This window comes from Ornithinibacillus bavariensis (assembly GCF_018333235.1).
GTDB classification, from domain to species: Bacteria; Bacillota; Bacilli; order Bacillales; family Amphibacillaceae; genus Ornithinibacillus; species Ornithinibacillus bavariensis.
In genome coordinates, this window is sequence record NZ_BORP01000006.1 from 96812 (window position 1) to 123092 (window position 26281).

At 36.8% G+C, this 26281-nt stretch carries 26 protein-coding genes; 24 read left to right on the forward strand and 2 right to left on the reverse strand.

What is annotated here, in order from left to right:
- Positions 1-36: 36 nt before the first annotated feature.
- The 5 genes from rsmG (at position 37) to KI338_RS14280 (ending at position 4529) form a co-directional block, all read left to right on the forward strand.
- The gene (rsmG, locus tag KI338_RS14260; protein WP_212921683.1) at positions 37-753 is read left to right on the forward strand and encodes a 16S rRNA (guanine(527)-N(7))-methyltransferase RsmG; all 717 of its coding nucleotides are present in this window, start codon (positions 37-39) and stop codon (positions 751-753) included.
- 300 nt (positions 754-1053) lie between these two features.
- A complete protein-coding gene (noc, locus tag KI338_RS14265) occupies positions 1054-1914 on the forward strand; it encodes a nucleoid occlusion protein (protein ID WP_212921846.1) in 861 nt (286 codons plus the stop codon).
- A 175-nt stretch (positions 1915-2089) separates the two neighbouring features.
- On the forward strand, positions 2090-2863 hold the full coding sequence (locus KI338_RS14270; protein WP_212921684.1) for a ParA family protein: 774 nt from the start codon (positions 2090-2092) through the stop codon (positions 2861-2863).
- Positions 2844-3680: a ParB/RepB/Spo0J family partition protein gene (locus KI338_RS14275; RefSeq protein ID WP_212921685.1), complete on the forward strand. Its 837-nt coding sequence runs from the start codon at positions 2844-2846 to the stop codon at positions 3678-3680. Before KI338_RS14270 ends, KI338_RS14275 begins: the two co-directional genes overlap by 20 nt.
- Positions 3681-3824: 144 nt before the next feature.
- Positions 3825-4529: a DUF554 domain-containing protein gene (locus tag KI338_RS14280; protein ID WP_212921686.1), complete on the forward strand. Its 705-nt coding sequence runs from the start codon at positions 3825-3827 to the stop codon at positions 4527-4529.
- Between the two features lie 102 nt (positions 4530-4631).
- Here the strand turns inward: KI338_RS14280 and yyaC are convergent, their stop codons facing one another.
- On the reverse strand, positions 4632-5249 hold the full coding sequence (gene yyaC, locus KI338_RS14285) for a spore protease YyaC (RefSeq protein WP_212921687.1): 618 nt from the start codon (positions 5247-5249) through the stop codon (positions 4632-4634).
- 81 nt (positions 5250-5330) lie between these two features.
- Between yyaC and KI338_RS14290 the strand changes: the two genes are divergently transcribed.
- The 8 genes from KI338_RS14290 to KI338_RS14325 all read left to right on the forward strand — a co-directional run bounded on the left by KI338_RS14290 (position 5331) and on the right by KI338_RS14325 (position 10847).
- Positions 5331-6347 (forward strand): YkvI family membrane protein, encoded by a 1017-nt coding sequence (locus KI338_RS14290; RefSeq protein ID WP_212921688.1) that lies wholly within the window; start codon positions 5331-5333, stop codon positions 6345-6347.
- A gap of 43 nt (positions 6348-6390) precedes the next feature.
- A complete protein-coding gene (locus KI338_RS14295) occupies positions 6391-6588 on the forward strand; it encodes a DUF951 domain-containing protein (RefSeq protein ID WP_212921689.1) in 198 nt (65 codons plus the stop codon).
- A 210-nt stretch (positions 6589-6798) separates the two neighbouring features.
- Positions 6799-7899, forward strand: coding sequence for a redox-regulated ATPase YchF (ychF, locus tag KI338_RS14300; protein WP_212921690.1), 1101 nt, complete (start codon positions 6799-6801; stop codon positions 7897-7899).
- A 197-nt stretch (positions 7900-8096) separates the two neighbouring features.
- Positions 8097-8384 (forward strand): 30S ribosomal protein S6, encoded by a 288-nt coding sequence (rpsF, locus tag KI338_RS14305; protein WP_212921691.1) that lies wholly within the window; start codon positions 8097-8099, stop codon positions 8382-8384.
- Positions 8385-8402: 18 nt separating this feature from the next.
- The gene (ssb, locus tag KI338_RS14310; protein ID WP_212921692.1) at positions 8403-8879 is read left to right on the forward strand and encodes a single-stranded DNA-binding protein; all 477 of its coding nucleotides are present in this window, start codon (positions 8403-8405) and stop codon (positions 8877-8879) included.
- A 47-nt stretch (positions 8880-8926) separates the two neighbouring features.
- The gene (gene rpsR / locus KI338_RS14315) at positions 8927-9163 is read left to right on the forward strand and encodes a 30S ribosomal protein S18 (protein WP_212921693.1); all 237 of its coding nucleotides are present in this window, start codon (positions 8927-8929) and stop codon (positions 9161-9163) included.
- A 345-nt stretch (positions 9164-9508) separates the two neighbouring features.
- Entirely contained in the window at positions 9509-9880 is a 372-nt protein-coding gene (locus KI338_RS14320; RefSeq protein WP_212921694.1) for a VOC family protein, read from the forward strand.
- A 61-nt stretch (positions 9881-9941) separates the two neighbouring features.
- Entirely contained in the window at positions 9942-10847 is a 906-nt protein-coding gene (locus KI338_RS14325; RefSeq protein WP_212921695.1) for a serine hydrolase domain-containing protein, read from the forward strand.
- 240 nt (positions 10848-11087) lie between these two features.
- Here the strand turns inward: KI338_RS14325 and KI338_RS14330 are convergent, their stop codons facing one another.
- Entirely contained in the window at positions 11088-11567 is a 480-nt protein-coding gene (locus KI338_RS14330; protein ID WP_212921696.1) for a DUF1189 family protein, read from the reverse strand.
- 275 nt (positions 11568-11842) lie between these two features.
- Here KI338_RS14330 and KI338_RS14335 point away from each other — a divergent pair, with 275 nt between their 5' ends.
- The 11 genes from KI338_RS14335 to KI338_RS14385 all read left to right on the forward strand — a co-directional run bounded on the left by KI338_RS14335 (position 11843) and on the right by KI338_RS14385 (position 25828).
- The gene (locus KI338_RS14335) at positions 11843-12787 is read left to right on the forward strand and encodes a YybS family protein (protein ID WP_212921697.1); all 945 of its coding nucleotides are present in this window, start codon (positions 11843-11845) and stop codon (positions 12785-12787) included.
- A 77-nt stretch (positions 12788-12864) separates the two neighbouring features.
- Positions 12865-14835: a DHH family phosphoesterase gene (locus tag KI338_RS14340; protein WP_212921698.1), complete on the forward strand. Its 1971-nt coding sequence runs from the start codon at positions 12865-12867 to the stop codon at positions 14833-14835.
- On the forward strand, positions 14832-15278 hold the full coding sequence (gene rplI / locus KI338_RS14345; RefSeq protein WP_212921699.1) for a 50S ribosomal protein L9: 447 nt from the start codon (positions 14832-14834) through the stop codon (positions 15276-15278). Before KI338_RS14340 ends, rplI begins: the two co-directional genes overlap by 4 nt.
- A gap of 33 nt (positions 15279-15311) precedes the next feature.
- Positions 15312-16682, forward strand: a complete 1371-nt coding sequence (gene dnaB / locus KI338_RS14350) for a replicative DNA helicase (RefSeq protein ID WP_212921700.1) — start codon at positions 15312-15314, stop codon at positions 16680-16682.
- A 314-nt stretch (positions 16683-16996) separates the two neighbouring features.
- Positions 16997-18289 carry an adenylosuccinate synthase gene (locus tag KI338_RS14355; protein ID WP_212921701.1) on the forward strand — a complete coding sequence of 431 codons (1293 nt, stop codon included), beginning with the start codon at positions 16997-16999 and terminating at the stop codon, positions 18287-18289.
- Between the two features lie 295 nt (positions 18290-18584).
- Positions 18585-20069 (forward strand): peptidoglycan DD-metalloendopeptidase family protein, encoded by a 1485-nt coding sequence (locus tag KI338_RS14360; RefSeq protein ID WP_244853636.1) that lies wholly within the window; start codon positions 18585-18587, stop codon positions 20067-20069.
- Positions 20070-20261: 192 nt separating this feature from the next.
- Positions 20262-20966 carry a response regulator YycF gene (yycF, locus tag KI338_RS14365; protein WP_212921702.1) on the forward strand — a complete coding sequence of 235 codons (705 nt, stop codon included), beginning with the start codon at positions 20262-20264 and terminating at the stop codon, positions 20964-20966.
- Between the two features lie 5 nt (positions 20967-20971).
- Positions 20972-22798: a cell wall metabolism sensor histidine kinase WalK gene (gene walK / locus KI338_RS14370; RefSeq protein ID WP_212921703.1), complete on the forward strand. Its 1827-nt coding sequence runs from the start codon at positions 20972-20974 to the stop codon at positions 22796-22798.
- Positions 22795-24114: a YycH family regulatory protein gene (locus KI338_RS14375; protein ID WP_212921704.1), complete on the forward strand. Its 1320-nt coding sequence runs from the start codon at positions 22795-22797 to the stop codon at positions 24112-24114. The genes walK and KI338_RS14375 overlap by 4 nt, the downstream gene beginning before the upstream one ends.
- Positions 24115-24116: 2 nt before the next feature.
- Positions 24117-25046: a two-component system regulatory protein YycI gene (locus KI338_RS14380; protein ID WP_212921705.1), complete on the forward strand. Its 930-nt coding sequence runs from the start codon at positions 24117-24119 to the stop codon at positions 25044-25046.
- Positions 25043-25828 (forward strand): MBL fold metallo-hydrolase, encoded by a 786-nt coding sequence (locus KI338_RS14385; protein ID WP_212921706.1) that lies wholly within the window; start codon positions 25043-25045, stop codon positions 25826-25828. The genes KI338_RS14380 and KI338_RS14385 overlap by 4 nt, the downstream gene beginning before the upstream one ends.
- The last annotated feature ends 453 nt before the right edge of the window (positions 25829-26281 follow it).

Genomic DNA, 26281 nt, shown 5'->3' on the forward strand with positions numbered 1-26281 from the left:
CCCTCTTAGTACATAAATGAATAAGGGGGTTTTGTAATGAATGCCATTCAATTTGCAGATGAACTTGAGAAACAAGGTATCATGTTATCTGAGCGGCAAATAGAACAATTTCGTATCTACTACAAAACATTAGTAGAATGGAATGAAAAAATTAATTTAACTGCATTAACAGATGAAGAGGATGTTTATTTAAAGCATTTTTATGATTCTGTTTCGGCAGCCTTTTATCATGACTTTACAAAGGAACAGCGCATTTGTGATGTGGGTGCTGGAGCAGGGTTTCCTAGTTTGCCAATCAAAATTTGCTTCCCTCATATTAAGGTAACGATTGTTGATTCACTTCAAAAACGAATTGGTTTCTTAAATCATCTAGCAACACAACTCGAATTAAATAATGTCGCTTTTTATCATGACCGTGCAGAAACCTTTGGTAAAAATTCTACGTTTCGTGAGTCCTTTGACACTGTTATGGCTAGAGCTGTTGCTAGAATGTCAGTACTTAGTGAGTTATGCCTCCCACTAGTTAAAAAGAATGGCACGTTCATTGCTATGAAGGGCTCACAGGCAAAAGAAGAGGTAGATGAAGCTAAATCAGCTATTGAGGTATTAGGAGGAAAAGTATCATCCTTCCATACCTTTAGTTTACCAGAGGAAAATAGTGAGCGTTCTATTATTTTGATTGCAAAAAACAGGCAAACACCGAAGAAATACCCGCGAAAACCTGGAACACCAAATAAAGAGCCGATTCAATAAGAAGCTTATACAGGAAAAGTGATGCTTTTCCTGTTTTTTTACTGATTGAGGACTAGTAATTGTTAGTCAATTTATCAGAAACCCCTCGAATAGATTGACAATAATTCTATTGAAAAGCTTATCTATGTCCTGATGATTATGATAGAATAGGCGTAGAGATAATTCTGTGGTAAACTATAATAGAACTCATTTGTACTTGTTTTTAAGAAATGTTTCACGTGAAACATTTTACTAGATACGAAGGTTAGTAGAGAAAAATATTATGAAATCTATCTATTTTTATAAAGGTGGTGTCTGATGGTGGTAAGTCCATTTAACCGTATTTTCGGAATTGGAGAAAAAGAAAACAACGAAATCGTTGAGGAAGAATCCTATCACCCAGATGAAGTTATACAGCTTCCGGTTCATCAAATCGAGCCAAATAGGTATCAGCCAAGATCTATTTTCAATGAAGAGAAAATTGCTGAGCTTGCAAAGACAATTAATACCCACGGCATTATTCAACCAATAGTTGTCCGTAAAATTGACAAGGATAGATATGAAATCATAGCTGGAGAGCGGCGTTGGCGTGCTGTACAATCTCTCGGATGGGAGAATGTATCCGCAATTATTCGTGATATGAATGAAACTCAAACAGCATCTGTAGCCTTAATTGAGAACCTTCAGCGAGAGGAATTAACGGTGATTGAAGAAGCTGTTGCTTATGCGAAGCTATTGGAGCTACAAAACTTAACCCAAGAGGCTCTAGCACAACGCTTAGGGAAAAACCAGTCAACGATAGCGAATAAGCTTCGTCTGCTGAAGCTTCCAGAGCAAGTCCAGCAAGCATTATTGAGTAAACAAATTACGGAGAGACATGCACGGGCATTGATTAAGGTGAAGGATGAAGCTGTCCAATTAAAACTTCTTCAAGACATCATCGAATATGAACTAAATGTGAAACAGACAGAAGAACGCATAGATAACCTTAATACCGCTAAAGAAAAACCAAAACGTAAAAAACCGAAGCTAAAAGGAATTAATAAAGATATTCGAATAGCGATGAATACTATTAGACAATCTTTAACTATGGTGTCTGATACCGGTATAGACATACAATCAGAGGAGCAGGATTTAGAGGATTATTACCAAATTACTATTAAAATTCCGAAAAAGAAATAAACATTCCCCCATCTTTTGATGGGGGAATGTTTTGTGCTTTATGACAAGTAATTCCTAATTTGGGATTACAAGACTATTTCTAAGGATATTTTTTTATTAAAAATATCAAATATAATAGGTTTAAATGCAAAAAAGTGATAGAATAAATAGTATATTGTTTTAGGTAGGTGAAATCATGGGGAAGATAATGTCCATTGCCAACCAAAAAGGTGGCGTGGGAAAAACAACTTCATCCGTAAACTTAAGTGCATGTCTTGCATACTTAGGAAATAAAGTATTATTAGTTGATATAGATCCACAAGGAAATGCTACTAGTGGGGTTGGAATAAATAAAGCTGACATGAATCAATGTATTTATAATGTACTAGTTGAAGATCTTCCTGCCGCGGAGGTTTGTGTTCCAACAAGTGTTGAAAATTTAGATATAATACCTGCAACGATACAGCTTGCTGGGGCAGAAATAGAATTAGTCCCAACAATTTCGAGGGAGATTCGTTTAAAAAAGGCATTGGACGAAGTCCGTGATCGGTATGATTACATCATTATTGACTGTCCGCCATCTCTAGGGTTATTAACATTAAATGCTTTAACATCTTCTGATTCGGTATTAATTCCAGTACAATGTGAATATTACGCGCTTGAAGGACTAAGCCAATTATTAAATACAATCCGTCTTGTTCAAAAACATTTGAATAGAGATTTAATGATTGAAGGGGTCTTACTAACTATGCTTGATGCTAGAACGAATCTAGGTATTCAAGTAATAGAAGAGGTTAAAAAGTACTTCCAGGACAAAGTCTATAATTCTATCATTCCAAGAAATGTTCGATTGGGAGAAGCGCCAAGTTACGGACAACCAATCATCACATATGATCCAAAATCAAAAGGTGCAGAAGTTTATCTAGAATTAGCGAAGGAAGTGATGGCTAATGGCACGAGGGTTGGGTAAAGGCTTAGATGCATTTTTTCCGGAAATAAAGGAAAAAGAGGATGATGTCGTCCAACAAATACCAATTAAGGACTGTCGCCCAAATCCATATCAACCTAGAAAGACATTCCATATAGATGCAATAGAAGAACTAAAGGAATCTATTTTAGAATTTGGTATTATTCAACCGTTAATTGTACGTAAGAGCATTAAAGGCTATGAAATTGTTGTAGGTGAAAGACGTTTCCGAGCAGCAAAGGAAGCTGGATTAACCGAAGTGCCAGCTGTTGTAAAGGAATTGTCAGACGAAAAAATGATGGAGTTAGCATTATTGGAAAACCTTCAACGAGAGGATTTAACACCTATTGAAGAAGGTCAAGCATATGCTAACTTAATGAAAGAGCTTAATATTACGCAAGAGGAATTGTCTAGAAGGTTAGGGAAGAGTCGATCCCATATTGCTAACCTGGTTAGACTTTTAGGTTTGCCGGAGCAGATTGTTGCTTATATTAATAATGGTGAACTTTCGATGGGGCATGGTAGAGCACTATTAGGCTTAAAGGACAAGGAAAAAATATCTCCTCTAGTTGCAAAGATTAGACAAGAAAAGTTGAATGTAAGGCAGGTTGAGAAGCTAATTATCCAATTAAATGAAAAACCGATTAAAAAGAAGGTTAAAGCAAAGAAAGATATCTTTTTACTAGAGAGAGAATCGGTTTTACGTGATAAATTAGGAACTGCTGTTACCATTCAACGTGGAAAACGAAAAGGAAAAATTGAAATAGAGTTTTATACAGATGATGATCTGGAACGGATTATCGAAGTGTTAGAAGGCTGAGAATAATTTGGTAGAAGGACTGGGAGAAGTTGACTCTCTCCAGTCTTTTTTTATATAAACAGGAGATTCAGAATTCAAAATGTTTCACGTGAAACATTCCAGAGAAAAGTATCGTAGAGGCTAATAGATAGAGAGGGTAGGGGCATGGTTTTATTCGGCACACTAGTTAACGGGGCATTTATACTTATTGGTAGTTTATTAGGATTATTATTTACAAGAATTCCCGAGCGTTTTAAAGAAACCGTCATGCATGGCATCGCCCTAGCAATCGTGTTAATCGGGTTACAAATGGCATTCTCAACGGAAGCAATCATAGTAGTACTGCTTAGCTTGTTAACTGGAGCAATTATAGGCGAATTACTAAATATAGAAAACAAGCTAAATCAATTCGGTAACTGGATTGGTAGTAAATTTAAGACATCAACGAAAGAAAGTACTGTATCACAGGGATTTGTAACAGCTTCCTTAATATTTGTCGTTGGTGCAATGGCTATCATCGGTGCACTTGATAGTGGACTGAGAGGTGACCATGAGATACTAATTACGAAAGGAATATTAGATGGTTTCGTTGCGCTGGTGCTAACGACTACTTTAGGCGCTGGTGTAGCACTTTCGGTTGTACCAGTAGTATTATATCAAGGGACAATTGCATTACTTGCAACACAAATTGAAAACTGGATCCCTGATGTGTTTCTTAATGGGCTTATTGTAGAATTGACTGCTGTTGGAGGGCTGTTAATTGTGGCAATCGGTTTAAATATGTTAAAGGTTGTCCAAATTAGAATTGGGAATCTATTACCGTCAATTTTAACGGTAGGATTAGTCTATTATATTTATCAGCTCTTCTAATTACATAATCAAAATATGCAACACGGTAGAAATTTGTCGAATAATGTAGCATCAAGCAAATAATAGCAATAAAAGGCGAGTAAAGCTAACACTCGCCTTTTATTATATCGGTTTTTTTCTAGTATTAGGCATAATCACAGCAGGTGTTACATAGCTAGCTGTTAATTGTTGATCTACTAAATCTAACACATCTGCAATTTTTTTTGCCATTTCTACAACAATAGAGAGTCGGGTGTTTTGTAATACAGAGTATTCCATAAAACCACTGATATTAACGACCCCAGTAATATGTATATCACCAATAGGCGGAAGCGCCTTGTTTAAAGCTGCACCAGGCTTTAAGGATCCCTCGCAAGCGATAATTTGACCAACAGAACTAGTTTTCCCTAGACAAGCGTCTATAGCGATTATAAAAGCATTTTTATGCTGACGTTCAATAAGCTGAATATAGTCTTTTAGATTGGTTGCATGAACTGGGTCTTGTAATGTGCCATAAACAGTCATATGACGTAGCCTTTTTTCCATTAAATAAGTCCCAGTAAGTGGCCCCAATGCATCTCCGGTTGATCGGTCTGTCCCTACACAAACAATGATATATTCTTTTGGAATTCTTGGTAACCATGAAACAATACTGTCACTCATGGTATCACATAGATTTGGGTCAGTATGTGCAATACGAATTGCTTCATTTTTCATCGTCAACCGACTCTTTAGATTCATAGGTTCTCCTCCACTAACATATTGATATAAGTATACGGAGAAAAAGCTCTTTTTATACATGCATAAAATGGGGGAGACGAAATGTGGAGATCGGGGTTCAGATGGATGTTTCTCATCATCGGGACAACCATAGGTGCAGGGTATGCATCAGGTCGGGAATTGTGGGAGTTTTTTGGTCATGGAAGTGGACTAGCTATAGTATTATTCGTTGTATTTTTTTCGTTTTCTTGCTTGGTAATCATGTCCATTAGCTATCGAAAAAAATCAACCGAATACCGACCTGTGCTAAAAGAAATTGTCGGGGAAAAGCTATCACCTATTTATGACTTTATGATTTTTTTATACTTATTTACGACAACCGTAGTCATGCTATCTGGTAGTGGTGCTACAGGACAGGCATTTAATATTTCCTACTGGTGGGGAGTAGGATTTATTGTTATCATGCTAGTCTTACTATTTTTGAGGGATATTGGCGGATTATTGTCTATTAATCAGTTGATATTACCTGTTTTAATTATAGGAATGCTATATGTATTATTGAGGTTTACGGTAGATCATCATCTCAACTTATTTTCACATTGGCGGGAACAGCATAATTGGCCTGCAGCTTTTCCGTTTACCGCATTAAATATATTGCCAATGATTGCGGTTCTTGGGGCAGTGGGAAATAAAATGTCGTCAAAAAAGGAAATTTGGATAGCTAGTCTTGGAAGTGGACTGATTTTAGGTGTTCTAACTTTTATTTATAATAATAGCTTAATTCAAATTGCCGAGGAGATTTTCCTATATGAAATTCCTTTATTTGCGATATTAAGTAATTACCCATTTTACATGGTATTGTTTATGACGATTCTCTTATGGTTTGCAATTTTCACGACTGCTGCATCGGGAATTATGGGGCTAACAACGAGGTTAGAGAGCTACTTCAGCATTCCTTTTTGGTTGCTTGTTCTCATTATTTTAGCTACAATGATACCATTAACAACAGTAGGGTTCTCAACCCTAATCGGTGTGCTTTATCCGCTATATGGATTACTTAATTTATATGTTTTAACACGTTTATTGTTATTCCCCCTATGGAATAAAAGAGAAAAATAATATAATTTTCTAATATTATAATGAACAATAAGGAGAACTCTAAATGGTGGAAAAAGAATTTGAATTAAATGATATTGTTCAAATGAAAAAACCCCATCCTTGTGGGGAAAATAAGTGGAAGATTATCCGTATGGGTATGGATGTACGGATAAAATGTATGGGCTGTGACCATAGTGTCATGATTCCTCGAAAAGAATTTAGTAAAAAGCTAAAAAAAGTACTAGAAAAGGCCTCAAATTAATACATTAGTATGGACGATATTGCTAAAAAATGGTAATATTAGTCATAGATAGATAGAGAAATATAAAAATGATAGGGTAAGAACGCAAAAATAGGCTCCAAATCTGGGGCCTGTTTTTGTGTTTTGCTTGCTTGTCTTTTCGTTGGTCAAAATCTATAATTGAACTATCGAGCGTATTAAGATGAATGGAATCCTTAAGGAGTGGAAAGTATGGCTTTAACAGCAGGAATCGTCGGACTTCCAAATGTAGGTAAATCGACATTATTTAATGCAATAACACAAGCTGGGGCTGAGGCTGCAAACTATCCTTTTGCAACGATTGATCCCAATGTAGGCATGGTGGAAGTACCAGATGAACGTTTAAATAAATTAACAGAGCTAGTAAAACCGAAAAAGACAGTGCCAACAACCTTTGAATTTACGGATATAGCAGGTATTGTTAAGGGAGCTAGTAAGGGGGAAGGATTAGGAAACCAATTCTTATCCCATATTCGTCAAGTAGACGCAATTTGTCAGGTAGTCCGCTGTTTTGTTGATGAAAACATTACACATGTTGCTGGACGTGTTGACCCAATTGATGATATTGAAATAATAAATTTGGAATTAATTCTAGCAGACTTAGAATCCGTAAACAAACGCCATCAGCGTGTTGAAAAATTAGCGAGACAAAAGGATAAAGATGCTGTTGTAGAATTTGAGGTATTAGCGAAATTAAAAGCAGGCTTAGAGGAAGAAAAACCGGTTCGTGCAATTGAATTTACCGATGAGCAGCAGAAGATTGTGAAAGGATTACATTTATTAACCAGTAAGCCAATGCTATATGTAGCGAATGTTGGTGAGGATGAGGTGAGTGATCCAGATAACAATCCAAATGTTCAAAAGGTAAAGGAATTCGCTGCCAATGAGGGTGCAGAGGTAATTGTAATCTGCGCGAAGATTGAAGAAGAAATTTCTGAGTTAGACCAAGAAGAAAAAGAAATGTTTTTAGAGGAACTGGGAATTGCCGAATCTGGACTGGATAAGTTAATCAAAGCCTCTTATAGCCTTTTAGGACTTGCAACTTATTTTACAGCTGGAGAACAAGAGGTACGTGCGTGGACGTTCCGTAAAGGAATTAAAGCACCACAAGCAGCAGGTATTATTCATAGTGATTTTGAACGAGGCTTTATTCGTGCAGAAACAGTATCCTATGATGACTTAATGGAAGCAGGCTCCATGGTGCATGCTCGTGAAAAAGGGAAGGTACGTTTAGAAGGAAAAGAATATATCGTTCAGGATGGAGATATTATTCATTTCCGTTTTAATGTGTAAAAACCCGCTAACAACAACTCCAATTTTTAAATAAAGCGTAATGGTAACGTAAAAGGATCTCTCGAAGACTTGTTATTTAAAGCAAACTTTGTTATAATACACTATTGTGAGTAATAATTTAATTTAATTACTCCTTGCTCTTATTGCGATGTATTTCTAAAGATAAGGGCCGCTAAGACCAAAAGGAGGTGTAACGGATGAGAAAATATGAAATCATGTATATCATCCGCCCAGACATGGAGGAAGACGCACAAAAGGCAGTAATTGAGCGTTTCAACGGTATCTTAACTGATAACGGGGCGGAGATTGAAAAAGTTGATGAAAAAGGTAAAAAACGCCTTGCATATGAAATCAATGACTATCGTGACGGATACTATGTTGTGATTAACTTCTCTGGCGATGAAAAAGCAGTTAATGAATTTGATCGTTTAGCTAAGTTCTCTGAAGACATTATTCGTCACATTGCAGTTCGAGAAGATGAATAATAATAAGGAGTGGTTCTGATGTTAAATCGTGTCGTACTTGTCGGCAGGTTAACGAAGGATCCTGATTTACGTTATACGCCAAATGGAGTTGCAGTAGCCAATTTTACAGTTGCAGTCAATCGCCCGTTTTCGAACCAACAAGGAAATCGGGAAGCTGACTTTATTAACTGTGTGATTTGGAGAAGACCTGCAGAAAACCTTGCCAATTTCATGAAAAAAGGCGGTTTGATCGGTGTCGATGGACGCATTCAAACACGTTCCTATGAAGGCCAGGATGGAAAAATGGTTTATATAACTGAGGTTGTTGCAGACAGTGTACAATTCTTAGAGTCTAAAGGATCATCACAAGGACGTTCCGGACAAGACGCATATTCACCAGGATTCCAGCAAAATCAGAACCAAAATCCAAATCATAATCAAAATCAATTTGATGATGATCCATTCAAGGATAATGGGGAACCAATTGATATTTCTGATGATGATTTACCATTTTAAATGAAATGACCTGAAATATATTAATAATCTATCAGGGAGGGATAACAATGGCAGCAGCTCGTCGTGGACGCGGTGGAAAACGCCGTAAAGTGTGTTATTTTACAGCGAACGGAATTACACATATTGACTACAAAGACGTTGAGCTTCTAAAGCGTTTCATTTCTGAACGTGGAAAAATTCTTCCTCGTCGTGTAACTGGAACTTCTGCGAAATATCAACGTAAGCTTACAATCGCAATTAAACGTGCTCGTCAAATGGCATTATTGCCATACGTTGCAGAATAAGAATAAGAAAAAAGGCATTGCATGGATATATCCTTGCAGTGCCTTTTTTTGTTTGAAAATTTATGTTTAAATCACCATTACAACTTCAATTTGTTATTTTAGTATGACAATGGCTTGTAATAAGGGTCTGTGATTCGGTGTAAATTACCATTCATTTTGCCACTATCAGCTATTAATTAGGAACTAGTTCTGTCAATTTTGTTTTCATATATGATAAAATACGTATAACATTTTGAATATTACGTGCTATAACTAAAAAAGCAGGTCAATTTAATAATCGGAAGGAAGAAAGGTATGTAGAAAGGGAACTATTCGATATACCAGGTAAAAAGAAGGAGCGGAGCGATGAGTAAATCATTTATTGAACAAGTACATTATATTAGAATTCCCGTTAAGGATTTAGAGCAGTCTGCACACTGGTATAGAGATGTATTAGGGCTCCAGTTATTAAACATTACTGAGGAACTTGCAATATTAAAAGTAAATGAAGGACCTTTCTTACTTATCTTAGTTCCTACCGAAGATGAAACATTTGTCCATTTTACAATTAATAATGAACAAGAATTTAGTATTGGCTTTACAAGTCCAGAATTATCTAAGTTTCATCAGCACTTAATGGCTAATCAAGTTAAGGTCGAGGATATACAAGAAGATAATGGTCATGCCTTTTTCCACTTTTATGACCCAAATGGTAATAAACTTCAAGTACACTGGTAAGCTCACTTGAAACGAAGGGTGCTAGGGTAATATTAGATAGTATAGGGGGATTTTTAGGCGAGTGAATTTACTAACCGAATTTGAAAATAAACTAAAAAGAGACAAAGTTGATAGTGCCCTTGTCCAGCTAGATAACAATGTGATAGTTGAATATTATCGAAATAAAAAAATGAAGGAAAAGCAACATAAAATATATTCTGTCACCAAAAGCATTTTATCCATACTAATCGGGATAGCGATAGAAAAAGGGTATATCGAACATATTAACACACCGATAAGTACGTACTTTCCAGAAATTAATAATGATTCAGAGAAACAGAAAATCACAATCAAACACCTACTGACAATGACCTCAGGCTTACACTTTCCAGGAAATAATGGGATGATACCTAGTAAAAATTGGGTTAATTTTGTACTTAATCAGGACATGGAGAATCCCCCTGGAACGGATATGAGCTATAGCTGTGGTTCTTCCCAGTTATTAAGTGCAATAATCCAAAAGACTACTGGGTTAAATACAGAAGTCTTCGCTAGGAAACATTTATTTACACCTCTTGGGATAACAGATTATAAGTGGAACCATGATGCCCAAGGTATAGCAATTGGTGGATTTGGATTAACAATGAAAACAAGTGATATGTTAAAAATTGGTACGCTATATGCAAATAAAGGAAAATGGAAATCCAAACAAATTGTACCGTTTCATTGGATTGAAGAATCTACAACCCCCAAAGTCAAAAGTAATGATACTTTTTCATATGCATATCATTGGTGGAATTTAACATCCTATAATCAAATAGGTAGGATTTATTTTGCGTATGGACTTGAAGGACAATATATTATTGTCGCACCCGATTACCAATTAGTAACGGTTTTCACAAGTAGCATGAAAGAGGATGAACTTAGCCCTTTAAATTATTTCAAGGACTATCTACTTCCTTATGTAATTAATTCGAATAACCTTTAGATAAGTATCGTTATGTTCAATCAGCCATTTGTATGTTTCTTAACATTGTTACCAATAATTTCATAGAGTTCTGAACCTAATTCGTGAAGCACTAACATTGTGAGGCAATTGTTTGGAAAAATGGGTGCTTTCGTAACACAAGGAGATAGAGAACTTCATCTCATCTTTATTATATGTAGCTTAGTAATAGAAAAAGAGGTTATCAATTAAGATAGCCTCTATTTTGTAATTTGAATGAAGTTATTTTCTTTTTGGATATACAGCGATAATTTTAAATTGTAAAAGTGTTGTATAGACGATGGAAATTAACAGATATTTATCTGATATAGGATAAATAAGGTCAATGATTGTATAAAGAATAAATGGGATTGTTGTTGTGTACGCAACCATTTTCCACATAAGCTGTAATTTTAGTTTCCGATGCATTAGTTTTGCAACCCATGTAAACATATATGCTATAGCAGTAATTAGCAAGAAGACCATAATGGTTAAGATTAAATAATAAAACATAAAAAAATAGATTAACTGAAATACAATGTTCATATTCGCGCCTAATCCAGTAGTTTCTGTTAGTTGATCAACTAATGAAGGAATAGAAACGATAAACAATAGAATAAACATATAAAATACAGTAATATCCATCGCAATACGATTTAATTGAAATACCGCTTGCTTCTTAGGAAGCTGTATACTAAATAGAAATGTTTTCCAAAAAACCATTTTTTTCAATCCTTTAATTATTTCTTCCTTTATATTATAATGTAGATTACCATATAAAGCTTAAACGAAGTCTCTGACAAGCTATCTTCCATTTTCACTTCTTTCACTAAAATGCTCCTCATCGATATATCAATCTGACAACCAACCATATTCATTCTAACTATCAAATAACAATTAAATCATGTTATCATATAAAAATAAGGTTTTTTAGCAAATTGGTATCTTACTGTTATTCAAGGATACCTCTAGCTATAATTTGATGAGGTGCATAGGTTATGAATAATTCAAAGCAACTAATAGATGGAGCACTATTTATCGCAATTTATATGGTCTTGGTCTTCATATCGCTGTTTGTCCCGTTTATCTCTATGATAACGATATTGCTGGTAGCAGTTCCATTTATTATTTATAGTACAAGATATGGTCTACGGCCATCGCTAATTATGCTTATAGGAGCATCTCTATTAACGATGCTATTTGCTACATTTGTAGCATTGCCACTCCCGATTATAGCAGGGCTTGGTGGTATTATGATAGGTTTAGCAATAAAACAGGAAGCATCACCATATGAGACATGGGCAAGAGGAACAATTGGATTTGTTGCGGGAATCTTATTTGCTTTTGTATTTAGTTTAATGGTGCTTCATATAAATGTGATAGAAGAATTTAATCAGCAAATGGATGAAATCATGGCATTGTCCAAGAACATACTAACGGAAATAGGTATGGGGAAAGAAGTCGATCAACAGTTTAATTTATTGGAACAACAACTAGCGTTATATAAACAGTTGGTACCCTTTGGAGTAGTTGCAGTTTCCATCTTGCTGGCATTAGTAAATCAATGGGTAAGCTATAAATTTTTAAACCGTCTGGAGAATAAGCATTTACGTTTTCCTAAGTTCCGAAATTTGCGCTTTTCGACTTCGATTATTTGGATATATCTATTAGCAATGGTCGTATCTGTATTTCAAAAGGATCCTAATGGAACCGTGTTTATTGCAGCGCAAAATATTATCATGCTTGTAGGGTTATTTTTGATCATACAAGGATTTTCCTTTATTTTCTTTTATGCACATCAAAAAAATCTATCCAAGGCAATACCAGTAATTGCTATCGTCGTAACTGTTCTTTTTGCACCAATTCTAATTACATTCATTCGATTGTTAGGTATAATTGATATTGGGTTTGGACTACGAGATAGAATGGTAAAGCGCCACTAATTATAAGGTGAGGCTACGCTAGGATGCACGATTAAGAGCCTTTATGATAGTGCCTGAGCATTAGGAGCTGAAAATTAATGACGGATTTAAATAGACCAAGGTTAAGTAAACACTTATGGCTAATGTATGCTGTATCAATTGTTTTGCTTGGCTTTATTTGGTATTTTGAATGGATTCTAGGAATAGTGATGACTGTTCTCTTAGTTTTATCCTTCTACTATACCATCCGTATTGAAAAGAAATTAACAGATGAAACAGAGAGATACATTTCAACCTTATCCTATCGTGTCAAGAAGGTAGGAGAAGAAGCGCTTCTGGAAATGCCAATTGGCATTATTTTGTATAATGATGATTTTATAGTAGAGTGGTCAAATCATTACATGAATCAATTTGCCGAAGAGGAAACGATTGTTGGGGAGTCCTTAAATGTCATTTCCGAAGAGCTAATTCCTATGATTAAGGAAAATAATGAGGAGTTTCGTATTGAAATTGATGATTATGCATTCCAGACAATTATTCGTAAAGAGGAACGATTAATTTATCTCTTCGATCAGACAGAGCAATCAGAATTAGAGACACTCTACACGAATGAACAAACGGTTTTATCGATTATTTTCTTGGATAACTATGATGAAATCACTCAGAACATGGATGATACCATTAAAAGCCAATTGAATTCAGAGGTTACTTCATTTTTGAATCATTGGGCACATGATAATGGCTTATACTTGAAGCGAACCTCTCAGGATCGCTTTTTGGCAGTTGGTACAAGAGAGATATTAAATAAATTGGAGCGGACAAAATTTAATATATTGGATGAAATGCATGAACTAAATTCGGAGCTTGATATCCCAATAACACTAAGTATTGGCGTAGGCGTTGGCAATGCAGGTCTTCCGGAGCTAGGTGAACTAGCGCAATCAAGCTTGGATCTTGCCCTAGGCCGGGGTGGAGATCAAGTAGCAATTAAGGATGATTCAGGGAAAGTGCGTTTCTATGGTGGAAAAACCAATCCAATGGAAAAACGTACACGTGTAAGAGCTAGGGTTATCTCACATGCGTTACGTGATCTAGTGAAGGCAAGTGACCGCGTAATTATTATGGGACATCAAGCCCCAGATATGGATTCTATCGGTTCTGCTATTGGTATTTTAAATATTGCTCAAACCAATGGCGTAGATGGGTACATCGTTTTTGACCCGGATGATATTAGTATTGGTGTTAAACGATTGGTAGAGGCAATTAAGGTTGATTCAGATCTTTGGCAGCATTTTATTGATCCTGACAATGCTGAAGATCTGATAACTAGCCGTAGTTTAATTGTTGTGGTTGATACACATAAGCCTTCCATGGTTGTTAGTAAGCGATTGTTAGGAAAAACGGATTATCGTGTTGTCATTGACCATCATAGAAGGGCCGAGGAGTTTATTGAAAACCCAACCCTTGTATACATGGAGCCTTATGCATCCTCAACCTCTGAATTAGTTACGGAGCTATTAGAATATCAGCCTAAGGGTAAGAAGCTAAAAATGCTAGAAGCAACTGCCTTACTAGCGGGAATTACAGTGGATACGAAAAGCTTCACATTAAGAACGGGCTCGAGAACCTTCGATGCTGCCTCATACTTACGTGCAAAAGGTGCTGATACCGTATTAGTACAGCAATTCTTGAAGGAAGATTTAAACTTATATATTAAACGAAGCAAAATGATAGAACGTTGCCAAATTTACCGAAATTCCATTGCTATTACCAAGGCAGATCCTGGTGATGTCTGTAGTCCAGTACTTATCGCACAAACAGCAGATACCCTACTAACAATGACAGGAATCTCTGCCTCATTTGTTATAGCGGAGCGAAGTGATGGTAAAATCGGTATTAGTGCTAGATCTCTAGGAGAAATAAATGTACAAATCATTATGGAAAAAATGAATGGCGGTGGTCATTTAACCAATGCTGCAACACAAATTGAGGACACCACCATTGATGATGTAGAATTATTATTAAAAGAAATACTGGACGAATATTATGAGGGGAGAGAAGCAGAATGAGAGTAATTTTCTTACAGGATGTTAAAGGAAAAGGGAAAAAAGGTGAAGTAAAAAATGTTTCAGATGGCTATGCTAGAAACTATTTATTGAAGAATAAATTAGCTGAAGAGGCTACTGCTGGAAATATGAAAGCATTAGAAGCACAGCAACGTAAAAATAAACAACTTGAAGAACAAGAAAAAGAAGAAGCAGTACAGCTGAAGAATAGATTAGAGAAACTAGAGGTTACATTAAAAGCAAAATCTGGTGATGGTGGCAGACTATTTGGCTCTATTACTAGTAAGCAAATTGCAGATGCCCTAAATAAAGAACATGGTATTAAAATTGATAAGCGTAAGATTGAGCTAACACAGCCAATACGTTCATTAGGCTATACCAATGTACCGGTTAAATTGCATTTAGAAGTTACAGGGACAATAAAGGTACATGTTGTTGAACAATAATCCGATACTTCGGGTTATAGGAGGAAACAGATCATGAGTGAATGGAATGACAGAACTCCGCCACATAATATAGAAGCTGAGCAGGCTGTAATAGGAGCTATTTTTCTAGAGCCAGAAGCATTTTCAACAGCTTCTGAGCTACTGGAGCCAGGTGACTTTTACCGTGCTAGCCATCAACGTATTTTTGAAACGATGTTAAGGCTTGCCGATCGTGGGGAGCCAATCGATTTAGTAACGGTAACTACAGCCTTATCCGATAGTAAGCATCTAGAGGAAGCTGGTGGAGTATCCTATTTAACACAGCTTGCAGAAAGTGTTCCGACCGCAGCAAATATCGACTACTATAGTAAGATTGTTGAAGAAAAGGCAATTCTTCGTCGCCTGATTCGGACAGCAACGGATATTGTCACGAACACATTTGCCCGTGAGGACGAAGTGGAAGATGTACTCAATGATGCAGAGAAGAGCATACTAGATGTTTCCGGACGAAAGAACACTGGTAGCTTTAAGGCAATTAAAGATGTATTGATTGATGTCTATGACAAAATTGAAATGCTTCATCGAAGTAGTGGGGATGTAACGGGAGTTCCGACTGGCTACCGTGATTTAGATAAGATTACATCTGGTTTTCAGCCGAATGATTTAATTATAATAGCTGCCAGGCCTTCTGTTGGTAAGACTGCATTTGCTTTAAATATTGCACAAAATGTTGCCGTTAATACGAGTGAGAATGTAGCAATATTTAGTCTGGAGATGGGTGCAGACCAGCTTGTACAACGTATTCTCTGTGCAGAAGGAAACATCGATGCACAGCGTCTTCGAAGTGGTAAGCTTGAACCAGATGATTGGAGTAAGCTTACCATGGCAATGGGAAGCCTGTCTAATGCAGGAATATATATCGACGATACTCCTGGAATTCGCGTTAGTGAAATCCGCTCTAAATGTCGTAGACTAAAGCAAGAGCATGGTTTAGGAATGATTCTTATTGATTATCTACAATTAATACAAGGTAGCGGTAAACCAGGCGAGAATCGTCAGCAAGAGGTTTCGGAGATTTCAAGGTCGTTAAAAGGACTAGCACGTGAATTAAATGTACCACTTATTGCATTATCACAGCTTTCCCGTGGTGTAGAGCAACGCCAGGATAAACGTCCGATGATGTCTGACCTTCGTGAATCAGGAAGTATTGAGCAGGATGCGGATATTGTTGGCTTCCTGTATCGCGATGATTACTATGATAAAGAATCAGAGAAACAAAATATAATTGAAATTATCATCTCAAAACAACGTAACGGCCCTGTTGGAACCGTTGAGCTAGCGTTTGTTAAAGAATATAATAAATTCGTGGATCTGGACCATCGTTATCAAGCAAGCGATATCCCACCAGAACCAATTCACGCATAAAATAGCCGTTCTTGGAGTAACTGCACCTCCAATTGTTAGATACAAGCTAACAATTGGAGGTGCTTTTATTTTGGCAAAGTTTTTAGTTGAAAGAAATAAAAGCTGTAGCGTGCATTTTCCGAAGAATCACGGATGTAAATAATCGCATGAAATAACAAGTATAGGAAATAACTAAATAAGAAATTCACATCTAAAAATTAATAAAGAAATTTTTCATTAATGGCTGGCGTTTTTAGATTCAAAAGAATTATATACGAATGACGTGAAATAAATGAAACAAAAATACAAAGGAAACGAATCGTGGGAGGTGCACAATGTCCTCAGTAGTAGTTGTTGGAACCCAATGGGGTGATGAAGGAAAGGGAAAGATAACCGACTTCCTTTCACAAAAAGCGGAAGTAGTTGCTCGTTTTCAAGGTGGAAATAATGCAGGCCACACGATTAAATTCGATGGTGTTACGTACAAGCTTCATTTAATTCCTTCGGGGATATTTTATAAGGAGAAGATTTGTGTGTTAGGAAATGGAATGGTAATCGATCCAAAAGCCTTTGTGGAAGAGCTAGCTTATTTACATGAGCACAATATCTCGACAGATAATTTACGAATTAGTAACCGGGCACATGTAATATTACCCTACCATTTAAAATTAGATATGCTCCAAGAGGAAGAAAAGGGTGACGATAAAATCGGCACGACGAAAAAAGGGATTGGCCCCGCATATATGGACAAGGCAGCCAGAATTGGGATCCGCGTGGCAGATCTTCTAGAAAAAGAAGTCTTTCGTGCTAAATTAGAACAAAATCTCAAGGAAAAAAATCGTTTGTTTGAAAAGCTATATGAGGTAGAACCATTATCTGTAGAAGAGATTGTAGAAGAATATTACCAATATGGGCAAGCGATGGCGCAATATGTCTGTGATACATCCGTTGTATTAAATGACGCACTAGACGAGGGAAGGCGGGTGCTATTTGAGGGTGCCCAAGGTGTGATGTTGGATATTGACCAAGGTACATACCCATTTGTAACCTCATCAAATCCAACTGCTGGCGGTGTAACGATTGGTAGTGGAGTTGGACCTACGAAAATAAAGCATGTCGTAGGCGTATCGAAAGCATATACAACCCGGGTAGGTGATGGGCCGTTTCCAACCGAGCTCGAAAATGAGATTGGCAATCAAATACGAGAGGTCGGTCGTGAATACGGTACAACGACAGGAAGACCTCGTCGGGTTGGTTGGTTTGATAGTGTTGTTGTACGGCATGCTAGAAGGGTTAGCGGAATAACAGATTTATCCTTGAATTCTTTAGACGTCCTGACTGGAATCGAAACAGTAAAGATTTGTGTTGCCTATAAGTATAAAGGAGAAATAATAAATGAATACCCAGCAAGTCTTCAAATTCTAGAAGCGTGCGAACCAGTCTATGAGGAAATGCCTGGTTGGACAGAAGATATCACCAATGTAAAAAACCTAGATGAACTACCTGCTAATGCCAGGCATTATGTCAATAGGGTTTCACAGCTGACACACATCCCATTAACCACATTTTCCGTTGGACCGGATCGAGCACAGACAAATATTATTCGAGATGTTTACGAGAATGTTTAATTTGTGAGGATTGGAGCAGCATTTGCTGCTCTTTTTTTGTTACAAAAATGTAAAATATATGTATATTTTTGGTAAAAATCACGCTCAAACTACAATTTTTATAGAAATTAGTATGAAAATCGTCATTATTGCGGAAAAAATGTTACATTTTATACATTTTGTTTACAAAACCACGTATTGTGTTCCTACCCTATCAAAATTATGGTAGATTAATAGAGGACTTAAATAGGTCTTTTAAACTAAATAAAATGTACTTTCACATAAATTATTATTCTAAGTTTTAGGGGGGAAATGCGTGTCTTTTGGTAAGAATAAGCTGTACAATCCTGAACCGAAGAAGAAACCATTATTGAAGAAAGCGCTAATAAGTACAGGGCTTGTAACCATTCTTGCTACTGGGATTGTATTCGCAGAGGAATCTAGCAATGTAAGAACAGTTCAGCATGTGTATGTTAATGGTGAGCATATCGGACTAGTAAGTGATGCCAGTGTTGTTGAAGAAGTTATTCAATCGAAATTAGCTAAAGCTGATAAGTCATACGAAGATGCTGATCTAGCAATTGCAGAAAATGTAAAATTAGTTCCTGAGCTAGTCTTTAATCCTACATACAACAATACGACAATAAGTAATTACTTAGAGAGTAATCTAACAGTTAAAGCGAAAGCGGTAGAATTAAAGATTGGTAATGACGTAGTAGGATATTTTGATAGTAAAGAAGCAGCCGAAAAAGTAATCGAAGACTACAAGCTTAAATATGTTGATGCAGAAACATTAGCAAAAGTAGAAGCTGCAAAGTCTACGAATAAGGAATCAGACGTTCCCCAAAACGCTGAAGCTCCAAGTAAATCCGCAGACCTTGCAGTAGGAGAATCTACTATATTAGACGTTACATTATCGAAGGATGTTTCATTTTCTGATAAAAAAGTAGACCCAAATACTATTTTAACGGTTGCGGATGGTTTGAAGCTGTTAGAGAAGGGGACATTAAAGGAAGAGAAGCATACGGTTAAAGAAGGAGAAGTACTGGGATCTATTGCTTCCAAGTACAACCTGTCTCTAGCATCCCTATTAAAGTTAAATCCTTCTATTAAAGAGGATACGCTAATTCAAATTGGCCAAGAACTAAATGTAACCGAGTTAAAGCCATTTGTTGATGTTATTGTAAAAAAAGAAGAGAAGAAGGAAGAAACAATTGCCTTCGAAACAGAGATTAAAGAATCAAAGGAATTACTAAAAGGTGACGAAAAGGTAACACAAGAGGGCTCAGATGGTGAAAAGGTCGTACACTATACGGTGGAAATCCGAAATGGTAAGGTTAGTGACCGCAAAGTATTAGACGAGAAAACCATCAAGGAACCAGTTAATAAGGTTGTAGTAAAAGGTACAAAGGTGATTCCATCTAGAGGAACTGGGACCTTCAAGTGGCCAACCTCTGGTGGCTATATTTCTAGTCATGTTGGTTATCGTTGGGGAGCATATCATAAGGGACTTGATATCGCTGGCCCAAGCAATCGTACAATAACCGCAGCTGATAATGGAACCGTTGTTTTTGCTGGTTATCAAGGAAGCTATGGAAATAAAATTGAAATAAACCATAATAATGGAATGAAAACTGTCTATGCCCATCTTGCATCCATTAATGTAAGTGTTGGCCAGACTGTTCAGCAGGGTCAACAAATAGGAATTATGGGTTCGACAGGTAATTCTACAGGTATTCACTTACATTTTGAAGTGTATAAGAATGGTGCATTACAAAACCCACTAAGCTATTTAAAATAAATAGTATAGCAGGAAAAGAGCTGGTCCACAGAATACATGATGGACTAGCTCTTTTCATACTATTTAAAGAGGGATATAGCGCAGCGACAAGACATTTAGGTAAAAGTACGATAAAATAAAGGTCATATACGACTTAGTTGAAAACAATGTGAAATGATATATATATAAAATCTTGAATAAGGAAGTGTTAGGATGGCACAGAAAATTTTAGTTGTTGATGATGAACAGCCGATTGCAGATATTTTAAAGTTCAACTTAGAAAAAGAAGGCTATGAGGTTGTTTGTGCATATGACGGAGATGAAGCAATTAAACTAGCTGAGGCAGAAAAGCCTGATTTAATTTTACTTGATATTATGCTACCGAATAAGGATGGAAATGAGGTTTGCCGAGAAATTCGCAAAACACAAACCATGCCAATTATAATGTTAACAGCCAAGGACTCAGAAATTGATAAGGTATTAGGACTTGAGCTTGGGGCAGATGACTATGTGACAAAGCCATTTAGCAATCGTGAGCTAATTGCACGGGTAAAGGCAAATCTAAGAAGACAGCAACAGATGCCAGAGGATTCGGTTAAGGAAAACAAGGATATCACGATTGGATCATTGGTTATTCATCCGGATGCCTATACCGTTTCACGCGATGGGAAGGAAATTGAATTAACCCATCGTGAATTTGAATTATTACATTATTTAGCTCGCCACATTGGTCAGGTAATGACAAGAGAGCATTTATTAGAGACGGTGTGGGGCTATGATTATTTTGGTGATGTACGAACTGTAGATGTTACCGTAAGACGACTACGTGAAAAAATAGAGGAGAACCCAAGTAACCCAGCCTGGATTGTAACACGCCGTGGTGTTGGTTATTATTTACGTAATCCTGATCAGGAGTAGGTTATATGCATAAGGTTGGTTTTTTTCGTTCGATACAATTAAAGTTAATTCTTATTTATATTTTATTATTGCTAGTCGCTATTCAGGTCATTGGTTCATATTTTTCATCCTCTTTGGAAAGAGAATTAACAACGAGCTTTAAAAGCTCGATTAATGACAATATTAATGTGCTTGGCCACTATTTGGAGGGCGCTTTTACGAAGGAACGAACGGATGATGATGAAACCACACTAGGGGAAGACCTACAAGGAATCATTCGAGATATTGATACCAATAGTAATTGGAAGTTATTTGTGGTCGATAATCAAAGTCGCATTCAAGCAACCAATAACAATAGTGAGCAGTCGAAGGTCGGAAAAAAGATGACCTTCGAAATTGTACAAAAGGCACTGTTATTTGGAAATGAGCAGACTGCGGATAAGAAGGATAATAATAATAATCGTGTTTATCTAGTTGCAAAGCCATTATTTGATGATGAAGGTAGTGTAGCTGGGGTTATTTACGTAGAAGCTCCATTTGAAGATATTTATAATCAGTTGGAAGAAATCAATCAAATTTTCTTAAATGGTTCTTTTTGGGCTATTTTGATTACAGCTATTTTAGGGGTTTTAGTAGCAAGGGCTATTACAAAGCCAATTATGGAGATGCGTAGACAGGCGCAAATCATGGGTAAGGGTGACTTTACCCAGAAAGTAAATGTCTATGGTACTGATGAAATCGGTCAGTTAGCAATTGCTTTTAATGATTTAAATGCTCAGCTTAAGCACTCCTATGCGAAAACAGAAGAAGAAACAAGAAAGCTTAACTCCGTTCTAGAAAATATGTCTGATGGTGTTATTGCGACTGATGAGACAGGTGCCGTTACGTTGATGAATGAGGCTGCTGGATTTCTACTTAGTGTCAATCCAGAGGAAAGCTACGGAGAGTTTATCATTGATGTGCTAAAGCTTGATGAAAAAAATGTGGATCTTAGCGAACTACCGGATAGTGGATCAATGATTATCGATTTTAGTGATGATCAAGAAATATTCCTAATTCGTGCAAACTTCTCAACAGTGACAGATGATAATGACGAGATAACTGGTTTTATCACAGTCATTAGTGATGTAACCGAACAAGAAAATTTGGAACGAGAGCGTAGAGAATTTGTATCGAATGTATCCCATGAATTACGAACACCATTAACGACGATGAAAAGCTATCTAGAAGCGTTAATTGATGGCGAATGGCAAAACAAAGAAATTGCACCGAAGTTTCTAGAGGTTACCCAAAATGAAACAGATCGTATGATTCGTATGGTTAATGACCTTCTTCAATTATCAAAGATTGATAATAAGGAGCATCAACTGCATATGGAAAAGGCTGACTTTGTTAGCTTGTTCCATCATATTATTGATCGATTTGAAATGAATATGCCTGAGCATATCGAATTTGTACGAGAGCTTCCTAATGAAAGGCTTTATGTTTGGATGGATAAGGATAAGCTAATCCAAGTTATGGATAATATCATCACAAACGCGATTAAGTACTCGCCTGAAGGTGGAACGATTACCTTTAAGTTGTTGAAGCAGCGACATCAAATCATCGTCTCCATTGCTGACCAAGGTATGGGAATTGCCTATGACAAGCTAGAAAAGATATTTGAGCGTTTCTATCGTGTTGATAAAGCCCGGACTAGAAAGCTTGGTGGAACGGGGCTAGGGCTTGCAATTTCTAAGGAAATAGTGGAAGCACACCATGGTAGAATCTGGGCTAAAAGTAAAGAAGGAAAAGGAACAACGATACTATTTACACTACCGCTAATGGGTAAGAAGCGGAGGGGTAGCAAATGAAATTAGAGGTAATTAAATCCTATACGCTAGCAATATTAGTCGGTATTAGTTTTCTATTGACGTTTAGCCTTTGGAGCTATCAATCAAATAGCCCATATTTAGAAGAGGAAGGATTAGTAAATGAGGAGGAAATTGACTTAGGGGGTACCACGGTAACGAAGAAGTCAATTGTTCAGCCAACATCCATTATTTTTAATAAATATGATAACTATTTTGGCTTCAGTGATCCCGGTGAACGTGAGGATCTCTACCATGATATACAAACCTGGGTCCTTTATAATTTTCGAGTGACAGATGCAAATGGTGCACCCAATGAAGGTCCGCAGGTGGAGTTGACATTTCCTGATGCGCTACCAATGGAAATGATTCCGTCTATTTTTACGGTAAACAATACTGCTGAAATTGACATGCCTGAGAATATGTTCTTTCAACGAATGTTTATCTCGTTAAAATCGAACAACAATACATTAACCTTTATTTTTCTCTCCACAGATGGAAAAACACAGGTTAAAGCCGATGTTAATAACACACAGAAGCGTGAATTACTAAATGATTATATGGTTAAATTAACGGGGCTAGAAGAATATACCATGATTGACGATCCAGGCTACCCGATTTATATCCCGATAAATCCAGTGGATATTACTAAATATTATTTGGACTCAGCAATAATTGCTCCAGATGTTATGAAAAATATCCTATTCTTAGATCCAGCTGAGGTCGTAGAGAATGTTTCTGATGATAATGAAATCTGGTATCAGGATGGACAACGATCGATGCGAGTTTTTAAAAATAAGCTAAGCATGGAATATATTAACTCACAAGAAACGGTGTATAACCCGATGTCGGTTACCGATTTATTAGATAAAAGCATTAATAGAATAAATAGCTATAAAGGCTGGACAGATGACTTCCGTCTAGAAAGTGTTAATACAGCACAAAACAATATACGTTTTCAAATGTATTATGATGGCTATCCAGTTTTCAATCCTGATAATTTAACGATTATCGAACAGCGTTGGATCAATGATGAAGTCACGGAACAACGACGCCCATTATACCAAATCACGGATCCATATCCAGAAAGCTTTAAATTAGAATCAGGAAACGAGTTAATAAAATATTTAAAAAGTCATCAAACGTATAATTTAACCAAGATAGAAGATATCCAGATTGGGTATCGCTTATATAGTATGGAAAGTCTAGGAAATTCAAGAACGCTTACCTTAATGCCTTCGTGGTATGTTAAGATGGACGGTGAATGGCTTCAGGTAACAATAGACAGTGAGAATGTAAATAGAAAGGGAGTGAGCTGAGGATGCAGTGGGGACAAATTAAAACATTATTTATCCTCTGCTTCTTCCTTCTCGATATTTATTTATTATTTCTAGTTATTCAGAAGCAGAGTAATGAGGATCTTCCTTTAAAGGAGACAGAAGAGCTGCGGGAACAGGAACAAGAACTGGAATTAGAAAATATTAAATATCCAGATAATCTACCAGATTCCATTCCAGACGAAGCATATGTCTCGCTTAAACAAAAAACGTTCGATGAGTCTGAAGTGAAGCAAATTGAGTCCCAAGAAAACCAGGAAATACGAATTGTAAACAACAGTTTTATCCTAGGAAAATTTAAAAAGACAATTGCAATTCCAGAAAATGCTACAGACGAAGATATAGAAAGACTGATATCCAGTACGGTATACTTAGGCAATGAGTATAAATTTGAGTATTGGGATGAAGAAAGTAACGTGCTCGTCTTTTTCCAGGTGATAAAAGATGATCGGCCGGTATATTACAATCAAAATGGCATGATCATGATATATTTAAACGATAAAAATGAAATGATTGCCTATACCCAATCATTACTAGGAGAGCCTTCACCTATTAATGATGAAAAAACATTAATAACCCCGTTAAAAGCAATTTACACACTGTATGAAAATAGATTGCTACTATCCTATGATGAGGCAACAGAGGTTGAAATGGGCTATCATTCGATGTTACCACTGGAAAGCGGGACACAGGTTTTAGTTCCAACATGGAAAATTACGATTAATGATACGAAGGAACGTTTCGTAAATGCTGCACAGCGCTATGTAATCAAGGTTAATGATGACTTTGTGAACAGTGTTTTGCATATGAGTATTGATAATCTTATTGCCATCAAAGGACAGGATGAATTTAAAGAGAGCATGCTAGAAATATTACAAAGCAGGCTAGGAGATAATCGGAGTGAATCAGAATGACATTACGTTTTAGTGTTCTAGCATCGGGGAGTACGGGAAATGCTTTTTACATCGAATCTGATAAAGAGAAGCTCTTAGTCGATGCAGGACTTAGTGGGAAACAAATGGACAAGCTTTTCAGTGAGGTACAGCTATCTCCGAAAGACTTATCAGGGATTCTAGTTACACACGAGCATAGTGATCATATTAAAGGTCTCGGTATTCTTGCACGAAAATATGATTTACCAATCTATGCAAATGAAAAAACCTGGAAAGCGATGGATGGCATGATTGGCAAGCTATCCATTGACCAGAAATTCACCTTTAATATGGAAGAAGTAAAAACGTTTGGCGACATCGATGTGGAATCCTTCGGTGTATCCCACGATGCAGCTGAGCCAATGTTTTACGTCTTCCGAAGCGGTGGAAAGAAAGTCGCACTTGTTACAGATTTAGGCTATGTATCCGAGCGAATCAAGAAAACAGTCGAAGGCGCAGATGCCTATATATTCGAAGCAAACCACGATGTCGGCATGCTCCGAATGGGGCGCTACCCTTGGAGTGTAAAACGCCGCATACTCGGTGATTCTGGTCACGTATCCAACGAAGACTGTGGCTTAGCCCTAACAGATATCGTTGACAATAATACAAAGCGAATCTACTTAGCACACCTAAGTAAAGATAACAATATGAAAGACCTTGCACGCATGTCCGTCGGAAATATTTTAACAGAACGCGGTATTAATATAGAACTACATGATACAGACCCAGCAGTACCAACAGCATTGTATGAGGTTATTTAGCATTGGTGTAGGCGAGTCTAAATAGAAGAGCGCTAATAGACTGAGTTGGTGGAAAACGCGGTTTATAGTCTAATAGAAGTGTTCTAATAGACTGAGTTGGTGGAAATCGTGGTTTACAGTCTAATAGGAGTGTTCTAAAAGACTGATTTAGTGAAAATCGTGGTTTACAGTCTAATAGAAGTGCTCTAAAAGCCTGAGTTAGTGAAAATCGGGGTTTACAGTCTAATAGAAGTGCTCTAAAAGCCTGAGTTAGTGAAAATCGGGATTTAAAGTCTAATAGGAGCGTTCTAAAAGACTGAGTTAGTGGAAAACGCGGTTTATAGTCTAATAGGAGCGTTCTAAAAGACTGAGTTAATGAAAAACGTGGTTTACTGTCTAATAGAAGTGTTCTAATAGACTGAGTTAATGGAAATCGTGGTTTACAGTCTAATAGGAGCGTTCTAAAAGCCTGAG